A 12,526-nucleotide genomic window follows, 5' to 3' on the forward strand; every position below is an offset into this window, starting at 1 on the left:
AGGCGGATCACGCGCGGCACACGCCCCTCAACCGTCAGGAGACACCTGCTGTGATGTCAAAGTCCACGTCGGTACAGCTCAGTGACGTCGAGCCGCCTGCCCCGACCCGCCGGGAAACCCGCCATCCGAGCACCGCCGTCCGGGACTCCGCGGCCGACATCCGGCCCCTCATGGCGGGGTTCCCCACGGGCGTCTCCATCGTGACCTCCACGACGGGCGAGGGCAGGCCGTGGGGCATGACCTGCAGCTCCCTGTGCAGTGTCTCCCTGGAGCCGCCCGTGCTCCTCGTCTGCCTGAACAACGCCAGCCTCACCCTCGAAGCGGTCCGCGCCAGCGGCACGTTCGCGGTCAACCTCCTCCACGTGCACGGGAGGTCCACCGCCGAACTGTTCGCCTCGGGCGCCCCCGACCGCTTCGACCGCGTGGCGTGGCGGGGCGGCGAGGGGACGGCGGGGCCGCACCTGTACGGGGCGGCGCACTCCGTCGCCGACTGCTCGGTGATCAGCGACCAGACCGTCGGCGACCATGCCGTGATCATGGGCAAGGTCTCCGCGGTGACCTCGCTGTGTCCGCCGAAGCCGCTCCTGTACGGGCTGCGCCGCTTCTCCACCTGGCCGGAGCAGGCCGAGGGCGGCACTCCGTGATCACCGACGCGAGAGCGGCCGGGCCCGGGGCGCGGGCGCGCCGCCCCCTTCCGGCGCGTCCGCGGCGCACGCAGGCACCGGCCGACACGCTCGACGCCGTCTTCGCCGCGACGGCCCGCCACCGGCCGCGGGCCGTCGCGGTCAAGGACGGGCGCCACGAACTCACCTACGGCCACGCCGAGACGAGAGCGGGGCAGCTCGCCTCGGTCCTCATCGGCAACGGCGTGCAGTTGGGCGATCCCGTGCTCGTCCACTGCCCGGACCACCGCAGGGCCACCGTGGCCCAGCTGGCCGTCCTCAAGGCGGGCGGGGTGTGCGTGCCGGTTCCCGCGCAGGCCTCCCGTGAGGAGTTCCGGCGCCTGGCGCGGCTGGTCGGCGCCCGGATGGCGCTGTGCGGCTCGCCCGCCGTCGCCGGGTGGACGGAGCTGGGCCGGGTCATCGTCCTCGGCGAGGAGACGTGGCAGCGGGTCGGCGCGATGCGGGTGGACCACTCGCTGCCGCGGTCGGGCCCCCTGGAGGGCGCCCATCTGTTCGGCACCGGAGAGGACGGTACCGGGCCCGACGCCCAACTCGTCGACCACCGGGCGTGGTTGCGCGCCCTGGCCGCCCGGCCGCGCGGGTCCGGTGGCACGACGGTCGTGGCGCACGAACCGCCGATGGGGGCGCGGAGCCTGTCCGCGCTGTGGTGGGCCCTGACCACCGGTGGCACCTTTCACGTGGGATTCCGCCCCGAGGAGGCGTGCCCGGCTCCCGGCGGGCGGGCCGATGCCGCAGGGGTGTTCGGTGTCGCCGAGTACGCCGGGTTCCTCGACGGCGCGGCGGGGGCGGTCCGGGCTCCGCGCGTCGTCGTGCTCATGGGCGGCCCGTGCCCGCCCGAGCTGGTGGAGCGGCACTTCATGCTGCTGCCGACCACCCGCCTGCGGTGCGAGTTCACCCCCGCGGGGGGCGTGCTGCCCTGGACGACGCGACGGGTGACGCCCGGTCAGGCGTTCGCCGCGGCGCCCGGCCCGCACCCGGGGGCGTGGCTGGACGTCGGGCGCCCCGCCCCCGGCGTCCAGGTGCGGGTCCTGACCCCCGAGGGGTTCGACGTGTCGCGCGGCGGCACCGGCGAGCTGTGCGCCACGGGCGACGCGCTGCCGTGCGGCGTCATCCACGAGACGCCGTACGGTCCCGGCCCGGTCGACGGGTCCGCGCTGCGGCGCTCGGGGCGGTACGGCCGCGTGGCGGACGACGGAACTGTAGAGATCACCTGGGCGCGCGGCCCCGTGCGGCGCGCCGTGAGAGGAGCCAGGTATGCCCACCTCTAGCGGACGGCACGGGCTGGTGCTCGGCGGCGGACTCGCCGGACTGCTCGCGGCGCGCGTCCTCGCCGACCGCCTGGACCGGGTCACGGTGGTGGAGCGCGACACCTACCCCGAGGGCCCGCGGCCGCGCAAGGGCGTCCCGCACGCGCGCCACACCCACCTCTTCCTGGGTACGGGCGTGCGCGCCATGGAGTCCCTGATCCCCGGCACGCTCGCCGAGCTGCTGGCCGCCGATGCCCGGCGGGTGGCGATGCCGTCCGAGGTGGGGGTGTTCACCAAGTTCGGCTGGGTGCCCCGCACCGCGCACGACGAGTTCATCCTGTGCTGCAGCAGGGACCTGGTCGACTGGGCGGTACGCGAGCAGGTCCTGCGCGACGAGCGCGTCACCGTGCGCCAGGGAGCGGAGCTGGTGGACCTCACCGGAGACACCTCACGGGTGACCGGCGCGGTGATCCAGGACCGGGGCACCGGGGAACAGGAGACCGTCGAGGCCGATCACGTCGTCGTGGCCACCGGCCGCTCGACGCGCACCGGCGAACTCCTCGGACGGCTCGGCCTGCCGCCCGTACCCGAGGAACTGGTGGACGTGGGCACAGCCTACGCCACCCGCATCTTCCGGGCGGACCAGACGACCGCCCCCCTCGCCCCCGTCGTCAGCGTCGCGGGGGACCCCACCGGCAGCGCGATGGGCGGTGTGGTGCTGCCGCTGGAGGGCGACCGCTGGAGCCTCACCCTCATGGGCATGCGCGGCACCGAACCCCCCGTGGAGGAGGGCGAGTTCATGGCGTACGCCAAGGCCCTCGCCCATCCGGCACTGCACGAGCTGATGTCGGAGGCCACCCCGCTGGGACCCGTCCGCGGCTTCCGCGGCATGGTCAACCGCCGCCCGCGCCTGGACCGGCTGCCGACGTGGCCGGAGGGCCTCGTGGTCGTGGGCGACGCGGCCTGCACCCTCAACCCCGCCCACGCGCACGGCATGACCGTGGCCGCCCTGGGCATCGTCGCCCTGCGGGACCGGCTCGCCCGGGAGGGCGGGGGACCGAAGGCCGCGCGGCGCGTGCAGCGCGCCGTCTCGCGGGCGGCCGACGGGGCCTGGACACAGTCGGTCAACGACGACTTGCGGCATCCGGCGGTCGTGGGCCCGCCCCTGCCGGCGGCGGCACGGCTGGGGAACGCGTACGCCGACCGGGTGCTGCGTGCCGCGGTGTCCGATCCGCAGGTCGCACGGGCCTTCGTGGACGTCTTCACCCTCGCCAAGGGCCCGGCGTCCGTGCTGACACCGCGCATCCTGTACGCGGCGTTCACCGCGGGGCGCCGGGGGAGGGCACGGGGCGCGGCGGGCGCCTGAGGCATGTGCGGCACTCGGGGCGCGCGCGGCACATGCGGTGCGGCGGCGTGTACGACGTCTGCCCCGGCCGGACCCGGCCGGGGCAGACGTCGTACACACGGTTCGTACGCCTCGTGGCGCGCGTGGCTTGGCACGCGGTACCCGCGCGGCCCCGCTCAGGCCGAGGACTTCTCCTTCCGGCCGTCGAGCAGCGCGGCGATGACGGCCGCGCCCACCGCGAGGAAGGCCGCGGCGACGACGAGCGCGAGCGAGAAGCCCTCCGTCGCGGCGTGCAGCGGGTCGGTCGAGTCGGCCACCGCGTCGGTGCGGAGCGCGGCCAGGGCGACCAGGACCGACAGGCCCACCGCGCCGCCGACCTGCTGCACGGAGGTGAGGATCGCCGAACCCAGACCGGCGTTCTCCTCGGTGGTCCCGGTGACCGCGGCGACGGTCAGGGTGGGCAGGCTCAGACCGCCGCCGAGGCTCGCCACGAGCACGCCCGGAAGCACCCCGGTCACGTAGCTGTCCTCCGGCGACGCCCCGGACAGCAGGAGCAGACCGGCCGCGCTGAGCAGGAAGCCCACGACGAGGGTCCACCGCATGCCGAACCTGGCCGAGGCGCGCGAGGCGAGCCACATGCCGGTGAGGATGCCGGCGCCGTAGGGCAGATAGGCGAAGCCGGCCTTGAGCGGGCCGTAGCCGAGCACGGACTGCATGTGCAGCATCAGCAGGAAGGCCATGGCGTAGAAGGCGGCGGAGAACAGCAGGCTCGTGACCTGGGCGACGGCGCGGGTGCGGGAGGCCATGAACGGCAGCGGCACCAGCGGGTCGGCCGTGCGCGCCTCGACCGTGAGGAACGCGGCGGCCAGGACGACGGCCAGGATCAGCGGGACGACGACGGTCACGTCGCCCCAGCCCGTCTCCCCGGCCTGGAGCAGCCCGAAGACCAGGGACAGGACGGCGGCGGTGCCCAGCACCGCACCCGGGACGTCGAGGCGGGCCCGCTGCGGGGACCGGCTCTCGGCGACCAGACGCGGCACCAGCACGAGGGCGACCGCGGCCACGGGCAGGTTGATCAGGAAGATCCAGCGCCAGGACGTGAAGCCGGTCAGCGCACCGGAGATCACCAGGCCCATCGTGCCGCCGAGACCGGCGATGGCACCCCAGATCCCGAACGCCTTGGCACGCTCCTCGGCGCCCGTGTACATGAGCGTGATCAGGGACAGCGCGGCCGGGCTCGCCATGGCGGCGCCGCCGCCCTGGACGAACCGTCCCAGGACGAGCTGCCAGGGTTCCTGCGCGAGTCCGCAGGCGAGGCTCGCGAGGCCGAACACCGCCACACCGCCGAGGAACACCCGGCGCCGTCCCAGCAGGTCGGCCGCGCGGCCGGACAGCAGCAACAGGCCGCCGAAGGCGAGGAAGTACGCGTTGACGACCCAGGCCAGGCCCGCCGTGGTGAAGCCCAGTTCGTCCCGCACGCTGGAGAGGGCGACGTTGACCACGGTGTCGTCGAGGACGAGCATGAACTGCACGAGGCACAGCATGATGAGCGCTGGTCGGCGGCGATCGGTGCTGGGGGAAGCGGCTGTTGCTGAGGTCATGTCATCGACGCTACGCAGCGCGCATGCTGGCTACAATCCGCAACGAGGCCACGTGATGTCGTGTTGAGGCCACGCGCGGAAGTCCGGTGGGACGGACTCCGCGCCGCATGCGGCGCGCCGCGGGGCCCGGCTCCTCCCGCCCCTGCTGACGCGCCGACCGACGGCGCCGGTTAGCCTGGTGTCGGCGGCGATCGCCGGGGTCCGGCCCCGGGGGCGCCGCGCGGCGGTGGGGCCCGCCGTACCCGAACCGCGGCGCGGGAATGCCGCCAACGGTCCCTACTTGCGAACGAGCGCGCCCCTCGACGGGCGCGGGCGAGTAGGAGGAGCGTGCCCATGGGAGCCCAGCGGCCCGAAGCGGTCGGAGAACCCACGGACCCCGACATCGATCCGCCCGAGCCCGCCACCGGGCGGCTCGCGTGCGCGGGCGGACAGGGCCCGATCGTGGCGGCGGTCGCCGTGGGCGGCGCCATCGGCGCCTGCGCCCGCTATGGGGCCTCCCTGATCTGGCCGGTCGCCGCCGACGGCTTCCCCTGGCCGACACTCGTGGTGAACGCCGTCGGGTGCGCGCTGATCGGCGTGCTGATGGTCCTGGTCAGCGAACTGGGCACGGCCCACCCGCTGGTACGGCCCTTCCTCGGCGCCGGCGTCCTCGGCGGCTTCACGACCTTCTCCACGTACGCGGTGGACATCCAGCGCCTGGTGAGCGGCGGCCACGTCCGCACCGGCCTCGCCTATCTGTTCCTGACGCTGCTCGCCGCGCTCGCGGCCGTGTGGGCCGCCGCGTGGACGACGCGCCGCGTGGTCGCCAGGAGGGCCTCATGAACTGGCTGTTCGTCGTCGCCGGAGGGATGATCGGCGCCCCGCTGCGCTATCTGACCGACCGCGCCGTGCAGGCCCGGCACTCCACGGGCTTCCCGTGGGGGACCCTCACCGTCAACGTCGTCGGCTGCCTGATCCTCGGCACGCTCACCGGCGCGGTCACGGCGGGCGCCGCGTCCGCCCACACCCAGCTGTTCCTGGGGACCGGGCTGTGCGGCGCGCTGACCACGTACTCGACCTTCTCGTACGAGACCCTGCGGCTCGCCGAGCGCGGCGCCCCGCTCTCCGCCGTGGGCAACGCCCTGGGCAGCGTCGCCCTGGGACTGGGCGCGGCCTTCGCGGGGGTGGCCGGCGCCGAGGCGCTGTGGGGGTGACGCCGCCGCGCCGACGCGCGTCAGCCGCCGAGCGCGTAGCGGAGCAGTACGACGCCGTTGCCGAAGGTCCGGGTCCCGGCGAGGCGCACCTCCGTCCGTACGTCCGCCGCCTGGAACATGCGCGCTCCGCGGCCGATCACGACCGGATGGACGTACATGTGGATCTCGTCGATCAGCCCGAGCCGCAGGAAGGACGCGGCGAGGTCGGCGCCGCCGACGGCGAGGTCCCCGTCCGCCGACTTCTTGAGCGCCTCGATCTCCTCGGGCACCACGTCACGCAGGATCGTGGTGTTCCAGCCCGCCCGCTCCAGGGTCCGTGAGAACACATACTTGGGCATGTTCCGCCAGATGACGGCGAACTCCCGCATCGGCTCGCTGTTCGCCGGGTCCTCGTCGGCGGTCGGCCAGGACGCGGCCATCAGCTCCCAGGACACGCGGCCGTCCAGGAACGCGCCCATCGCCGCGCACTGTTCGTTGAAGTGGCGGTGCAGCTCGTCGTCGACCATGTGCCAGTCGAGCGAGCCGTCCGGTCCCGCCATGAAGCCGTCCACCGACGCGGACATCGCCCAGATGATCTTCTGCATGGTGCCGTCCTCGCCATCGTCGTAGCCGCCCCGAGGGTCACGGTCGCGACGATACGCGCGCCCGCTGCCCGGCGGCCCGCGTCGGCCTCAGCCGCACCAGCGCGGCCCGCCCGCGCCGCCGTACGGCACCCGCACGGGCCCTGCACCACCGCCAGGCCCGGCCGGCCGCGCGCCGCCAGGCCCGGCCGCGCCGCGTCGCCGCCAGCTCGGCGAAGAGGTCCTCGTGGCGGCGCACGATCGGGTCCGGGTCGTACCGGCGGGCGCTCTCCCGTGCCGCGTCGCCCATCTTGCGGCGCAGCGGGGCGTCCTCGATCAGTCCCAGGAGCGCCTGCGCGAGCGCGTGCCCGTCGCCGCGCGGCACGAGCCGCCCGTCGTGGCCGTCCCGGACGATCTCCGCGGGCCCCAGCGGACAGTCGGTGCTCACCACCGGGACCCCGCACCGCATCGCCTCGACGAGCGTCATGCCGAACGACTCGGCGTCGGAGGCGGACGCGACCAGCGACGCCTTCGCGAACTCCGCCTCGATCGGCGAGCGCACCCCCATCAGCCGCACGTGCCCGCCGAGCCCGAGCCCGTCGATCATGTCCTGGAGCCCCGCCCTGCCGGGACCGCCGCCGTAGATCCGCAGCCGCCAGTCCGGATGCCGCGCCGCCACGGCGGAGAAGGCCTCCACGAGCAGGTCGAAGCGCTTGCCCGGCACCAGGCGCCCCGCGGCGGCGACCACCTTGGCCGAACCGTCGGACGGCGGCCCCTCGGGGGCGGGCACGATGTTGGGCACCGCGAGGACCCGGACGCCCGGCAGCGGCATCCGGCGCCGGTAGACGGCCGCGTCCGCCTCCGTGGTCGTGACCACGGCGTCCAGCTCGCGGTAGTGGCGGGCCAGTTCGGCGCGCAGGCGCTTGCTGTGCGCGTCGTGCCGCAGATGCTCCTGTGCGATGCGCAGGGCGCCGCGCGGAGCGAACCGGGCGAGGTAGACGTTGAGGCCGGGCCGGGTGCCGATGACGACGTCCGCGTCGCAGCCGCGCAGGAACCCCTCGGCGCGCACGTCGTGCAGGCGCGTGTACTGATGATGGCGCCGGTCGGCCGCGGGGAAGTCCCGCGCGGGCTCGGCGAGCAGCGGATCGCCCGTGTCCGCGCTGCCCACCCGGGTGTCCACCAGCGGCACCAGCGCGATCCGCGGATCCACCGCGAAGCGCGGCGCCTCGCGGTGCCGCGTCAGCGACACGACCCGCACGTCGTGCCGGTCGGCCAGCGCCGCCGCGAGGTTGAAGGTGGTGCGGATGGTACCGCCGACGCCGTAGGCGTTGTGCAGCAGGAACACGACCTTCATGCGGTGCTTTCCCTCAGGCTTCATGCGGTGGATTCCCTCGGTGGTGCGCGGCGGGCCCGCGCCGTCCCGCGGGCCGCGCGACGGGCGGAGGGCAACCCTCCCGTCCCGGGGTAAGCCGGAGGGCCGCGGTGGGTGAGGGCCGGGTGAGAAGCGGCGGGTCCCGGTGCGGGCCAAGGTGAGAGCAGGGTAAGAAGACGGCCCGCCCGGCACCCGGCGGCCGGGACCGCCCCGGCGCCTTGGCAGACTGGACGGATGCCCCACACCGTGCTGCTCGCCGAGGACGACCGCGCCATCCGGCATGCCGTCGCCCGCGCGCTGACCCTGGAGGGGTACGAGGTCACGGCGGTCGCGGACGGCATCCAGGCGCTCGCCACCGCGCACCGGCAGCCGCCGGACATCCTCGTCCTGGACGTGATGATGCCCGGCATCGACGGCCTCCAGGTCTGCCAGGTGCTGCGCGCCGAGGGCGACCGCACCCCGATCCTGATGCTGACCGCCCGCGTGGAGACCGCCGACCGGATCGCGGGCCTGGACGCGGGCGCCGACGACTACGTGGCCAAGCCCTTCGAGATCGAGGAGGTCTTCGCCCGGCTGCGGGCGCTGCTGCGCCGGGCCGACGGGGCGACGCTCGGGCGGGCGGCGGCCTCTTCCGGCGGCGCGGCTGTCACGGCGTCCGGCCGGGCGGCCGACGGCACGGGGGAGGACACCCCGGACGAACGGGCGAGCGACGGCCCCCTCGGCACGGCGGAGGGCGACGGCCCCCTCGGCGCGGCGGAAGGGGATCTGATCACGGCGGCCGATCTGCGCATCGACCCGCTGGACCGTCGCGTCTGGCGGGGCAGCACCGAGATCGACCTGACCCGCACGGAGTTCGACCTGCTCGAACTCCTCGCCCGCAACAGCGGCATCGTCCTCGACCATCCGACCATCTACGACCGGATCTGGGGATACGACTTCGGCCCGAGCTCCAAGAACCTCGCGGTGTACGTCGGATACCTGCGCCGCAAGCTCGACGTGGCGGGCGCCGCCCCGCTCATCCACACGGTGCGGGGCGTGGGGTACGTCCTCCGGGAGTCCTGAGCCCGGCATGCGCCTGCCCTCCCGCTGCCGGCTCCTGTTCCGGGCACGCCGCTCCCGCACCAGCCTGCGCACGACGTTCGCCGTCTCGTTCGCGGCGGTCGCCGCCGGGGTGACGCTGCTGGTCGGCCTGATCGGCTACGACGCCGCGGCCCACCTCGTCCGCAGGGACCAGCAGTCCGTCTTCACGGAGGTCGTCGGCGACCTCCGTACCCAGGTGCGCTCCCGGGAGCTCGACGCCGAGGACTACGCGGCCGGTGACCTCGACCACGACGGCCTGCGCGACGGCCTGACCCGGCCCACCCGCGCCGACGTGCAGGTCCTCGCCGGGGACGGCCGGATCGTCGACCAGGGCAGCCGCACGCTCCCGGTGAGCCCGGCCGAGCAGGGGATCGCCGCCGACGCGCAGGCGGGGAAGGTGGCGCGGCGGGACATCGAGATCGCCGGCGAGGACTACCGCCTCGCCACCGTCGCGCTCGGCGGCGGCCGGGGCGCCGTGCAGGTGGCGCAGCAGTTCAGCGACACCGAGGACCTGCTCGAGGAGTTGCAGGACCGCACCGTCCTGCTGGCGTGCCTGGTCGTCCTCGCCGCCGGTCTGGTCGGCTGGTGGCTGGCCCGGCGCATCACCCGCCGTCTCGTGCGTCTCGCGTACGCGGCGGAGGGCGTCGCCGCGACCGGGCGCGTCGACATCCAGGTGCCGGTCGCCGGGCGCGACGAGGTGGGCAGACTCGGCCGCTCCTTCGACCACATGCTGGGCCGTCTCGCCCAGTCCGAGGAGGACCAGCGCCGCCTCGTCCAGGACGCGGGGCACGAACTGCGCACCCCGCTCACGTCCTTGCGCACGAACATCTCGCTGCTGCGCCGCATCGACGAGCTGCCGCCCGACCAGCGCGCGGAACTCGTCGACGACCTGGCCGAGGAGTCGCGTGAACTGACTGATCTGGTCAACGAGTTGGTCGACCTCGCGGCGGGCGGCACGGACGACGGGCGTACGGAGGAACTCACCCTCGCCGAGGTCGCCCTGGAGGCGGCCGCTGCGGCGCGGCGCCGCACCGGCCGGGCCGTCACGGTCCGCACGACGGACCCGGACGTCTTCCACGGCAGGCCCGCCGCCCTGCAGCGCGCCGTCACCAACCTCATCGAGAACGCGGCGAAGTTCGACCGGGACGGCACCGGCTCCATCGAGATCAGCGTCACGGGCCGCCGCGTCGCGGTCCTCGACCGGGGGCCCGGGGTGGCCGAGACGGACGCGGACCGCATCTTCGACCGTTTCTACCGCGCCGCGGGCGCGCGCAGCCTGCCGGGCTCGGGGCTCGGCCTGTCCATCGTGCGGGACGTGGCGACCGCGCATGCGGGCACGGTGTTCGTCCAGGGGCGGCCCGGCGGGGGAGCGGTCATCGGGTTCACGGTGGGGGAGGGGGAACGGCCCGGCGGCGAGTGAGCCACGTCGGTACGGGCCCCGCGCCCTTACGAGGACATGCCCCGCGCGACGAAACGGCGTGGGCCCCGCCTTCCCGGCAGGGCCCACGCCGTGGTGGGAGCGCTCACGCCTCCGCGAAGTCGCCGCTGAGCGCGGCGGCCATCCGCAGGTGCGGCGCGGCGTCGTCGGACCGGCCCTGCCGCTCCAGCGTGCGGCCCAGCATGAGCCGGGCGTAGCTCTCGACCGGGTCGAGCTCGATCACCTTGCGCAACTCGGTCTCGGCGCGCAGCAGCTGGGCCGAGTGGTAGTAGGCGCGGGCGAGCAGGAGACGCGGGGCGACCTGCTCGGGCACCTCGTCGGCCAGGGCGTCGAGGATGCGCGCCGCCGTCGCGTACTCCTTGGCGTCGAAGAACTGCCGCGCGCGCTCCCAGCGCTCCGCCGCCGTTCCGTGGTCGTAGTACGTCATCTCCACTGTGTGCCTCCTTCGTGGCCTGGAACGACGCCACGTAGTTGAATATTCCACGAGTGGGGTGGCGGCCTTCTGATGGAGTGGCGGGCGAGACGCGGAGGCTGACCGTCGGCACGCGGGACGGCGTCAGGCGGGGTTCTCGCGGTCGGCGATGATGTCGGTCTCGTAGTGGTCGATGATCTGCTGCGGGGTGCGGCCGGTGTGGTGGGCGAGGTCGTTGATGGCGGTGGTGGCCCAGTTCGCGACGGAGAGGGCCAGAGCCATCAACGTGTCGTCGCCGTGGGTGTTCCTGACGCCCAGCAGATAGGCGAGGTTCAGGTACGGGACCTGCGCGGGGTCCCCGTCGGTCGCGGTGGTGGTGCTGGTGCGGAGCATCTCGATGGTGGTCCGTGTCGCCTCCTCGTGCTCCGGCAGCAGCCGCTGCCGCTCGACCTGTACGTGCGCGATCATCTTGCGGCGGGCGAGCGGATCCATCACGGGCCTCCTTCTGAGGGATGTGCCGTGGCCGCGGCTCAGGGCAGGGCGCGCAGGAGGACGAGGGACCCGGTGTGGGTCGGGCGGTGGCGCAGGTGGCCGAAGGCCTCGTCCCAGGCGCCGGAGCCCAGGGCGCGGCGCAGGGAGGTGTCGAAGTCCTGGCGGGCGGTGTCGTCGATGAAGCTCCAGGCCGAGCAGGCCTGCCGGACGGCGGGGTCGAGGAGCATCTCGGGGCGGCCGTAGTAGGCCTCGTTGAACCCGTCGGTGCAGTCCAGCGGGATGGGGACGGGCCGACGGGTGACGGTGCCGCCGAGCGCGGCGGTGAGCCGGTCCAGGGGCGGGTGGCGGCGGGCCTCGGCCTCCAGTACGTCGGGGGCGTACTCGTAGAGCCAGAAGTCCCGGACGCGCGCGGGGTCGTGGGTCAGGACCGCGACGGGGCCCCGTGTGACCCGGCGCATCTCGCGCAGACCGGCGGCCGGGTCGGACCACTGGTGGACGCTGAAGAGGGTCATCGACGCGTCGAACAGGCCGTCGGGGAAGGGCAGGTCCTCGGCGACGGCGTCGATGGCGGTGGCGAGCCGGGCGGGGCGCTGGGCACGCAGGGCCAGCGAGGGCTCGACCGCGGTGATCGCGTGGGCGGCGGTCTCGTAGGAGCCGGTGCCCGCGCCGACGTTGAGGACGCTGCGGGCGTCGCCGAGAGCCTGGGCGATGACGCGTGCGATGCGGTCGTCGGGGCGGCGGTGGGCGCCGCCGGTGGAGCCGATGGCGCCGTGGCCGACGCCGCCGGTGGGGCCGTCGTGGGTGCGCATGACCATGGGGACCTCGCCTCGTGGGCCTGGACCTGGGCCGGGGCGGTGGCGTCCGCTTCCCGAACAACGCCTCCCATCTTGCATCTGCCAGGCTGTTTCTCATAGAGGGTTCTTGGATGCTTGGCTCATCTGCCAAAAGGTGTGGCACGTGCGTTGGTGCATTTGGAGGTTGCGGGGGCGCGGGGCGGGGGTGCGTGGCGCACTCCGCGAGCGCCACGCAGCCCCTCCTCGGAACGCGCCTACCGGTCCGCGAGAGCCGTGCGGCCCGTCGGCGCGAAGGTCAGTGCATCACCA

At 74.5% G+C, this 12,526-nt stretch carries 13 protein-coding genes; 7 read left to right on the forward strand and 6 right to left on the reverse strand.

Features of this window, described 5'->3' with window-relative positions; genetic code table 11:
• Positions 1–53 precede the first annotated feature (53 nt).
• The 3 genes from AB0L89_RS06480 to AB0L89_RS06490 are packed head-to-tail and all read left to right on the forward strand — an operon-like array spanning position 54 to position 3,296.
• A complete protein-coding gene (locus tag AB0L89_RS06480) occupies positions 54–644 on the forward strand; it encodes a flavin reductase family protein (protein WP_365135234.1) in 591 nt (196 codons plus the stop codon).
• Positions 641–1,951, forward strand: coding sequence for an AMP-binding protein (locus AB0L89_RS06485; protein WP_365135237.1), 1,311 nt, complete (start codon positions 641–643; stop codon positions 1,949–1,951). Before AB0L89_RS06480 ends, AB0L89_RS06485 begins: the two co-directional genes overlap by 4 nt.
• Positions 1,938–3,296, forward strand: coding sequence for an FAD-dependent monooxygenase (locus AB0L89_RS06490; protein WP_365135240.1), 1,359 nt, complete (start codon positions 1,938–1,940; stop codon positions 3,294–3,296). The genes AB0L89_RS06485 and AB0L89_RS06490 overlap by 14 nt, the downstream gene beginning before the upstream one ends.
• A 155-nt stretch (positions 3,297–3,451) precedes the next feature.
• Here the strand turns inward: AB0L89_RS06490 and AB0L89_RS06495 are convergent, their stop codons facing one another.
• Complete coding sequence (locus AB0L89_RS06495) at positions 3,452–4,876, reverse strand: MFS transporter (protein WP_365135243.1); 1,425 nt, start codon at positions 4,874–4,876, stop codon at positions 3,452–3,454.
• A 333-nt stretch (positions 4,877–5,209) separates the two neighbouring features.
• Here AB0L89_RS06495 and crcB (AB0L89_RS06500) point away from each other — a divergent pair, with 333 nt between their 5' ends.
• Positions 5,210–5,698, forward strand: coding sequence for a fluoride efflux transporter CrcB (gene crcB, locus AB0L89_RS06500; protein ID WP_365135246.1), 489 nt, complete (start codon positions 5,210–5,212; stop codon positions 5,696–5,698).
• On the forward strand, positions 5,695–6,069 hold the full coding sequence (gene crcB / locus AB0L89_RS06505) for a fluoride efflux transporter CrcB (RefSeq protein WP_365135249.1): 375 nt from the start codon (positions 5,695–5,697) through the stop codon (positions 6,067–6,069). Before crcB (AB0L89_RS06500) ends, crcB (AB0L89_RS06505) begins: the two co-directional genes overlap by 4 nt.
• A 20-nt stretch (positions 6,070–6,089) precedes the next feature.
• On the opposite strand, the gene AB0L89_RS06510 is transcribed toward crcB (AB0L89_RS06505), so the two are convergent.
• Both AB0L89_RS06510 and AB0L89_RS06515 read right to left on the reverse strand, forming a co-directional pair.
• Positions 6,090–6,653 carry a dihydrofolate reductase family protein gene (locus AB0L89_RS06510; RefSeq protein WP_365135252.1) on the reverse strand — a complete coding sequence of 188 codons (564 nt, stop codon included), beginning with the start codon at positions 6,651–6,653 and terminating at the stop codon, positions 6,090–6,092.
• 37 nt (positions 6,654–6,690) lie between these two features.
• Positions 6,691–7,983, reverse strand: coding sequence for a glycosyltransferase family 4 protein (locus AB0L89_RS06515; RefSeq protein ID WP_365135620.1), 1,293 nt, complete (start codon positions 7,981–7,983; stop codon positions 6,691–6,693).
• Between the two features lie 252 nt (positions 7,984–8,235).
• Here AB0L89_RS06515 and AB0L89_RS06520 point away from each other — a divergent pair, with 252 nt between their 5' ends.
• Together AB0L89_RS06520 and AB0L89_RS06525 are read left to right on the forward strand one after the other, a co-directional pair.
• Entirely contained in the window at positions 8,236–9,063 is an 828-nt protein-coding gene (locus tag AB0L89_RS06520; RefSeq protein WP_365135255.1) for a response regulator transcription factor, read from the forward strand.
• A gap of 7 nt (positions 9,064–9,070) precedes the next feature.
• Complete coding sequence (locus tag AB0L89_RS06525; protein WP_365135258.1) at positions 9,071–10,501, forward strand: HAMP domain-containing sensor histidine kinase; 1,431 nt, start codon at positions 9,071–9,073, stop codon at positions 10,499–10,501.
• Between the two features lie 103 nt (positions 10,502–10,604).
• Here AB0L89_RS06525 and AB0L89_RS06530 read toward each other — a convergent pair whose 3' ends face one another.
• From AB0L89_RS06530 to AB0L89_RS06540, 3 genes are all read right to left on the reverse strand, one after another.
• Positions 10,605–10,952 carry a tetratricopeptide repeat protein gene (locus AB0L89_RS06530; RefSeq protein WP_365135261.1) on the reverse strand — a complete coding sequence of 116 codons (348 nt, stop codon included), beginning with the start codon at positions 10,950–10,952 and terminating at the stop codon, positions 10,605–10,607.
• Between the two features lie 123 nt (positions 10,953–11,075).
• Positions 11,076–11,423, reverse strand: coding sequence for a hypothetical protein (locus AB0L89_RS06535; RefSeq protein WP_365135264.1), 348 nt, complete (start codon positions 11,421–11,423; stop codon positions 11,076–11,078).
• Positions 11,424–11,461: 38 nt separating this feature from the next.
• Positions 11,462–12,232 (reverse strand): class I SAM-dependent methyltransferase, encoded by a 771-nt coding sequence (locus tag AB0L89_RS06540; protein WP_365135267.1) that lies wholly within the window; start codon positions 12,230–12,232, stop codon positions 11,462–11,464.
• Between the last annotated feature and the right edge of the window lie 294 nt (positions 12,233–12,526).

This window comes from Streptomyces sp. NPDC052114 (genome assembly GCF_040680155.1).
Taxonomy (GTDB): Bacteria; Actinomycetota; Actinomycetes; order Streptomycetales; family Streptomycetaceae; genus Streptomyces.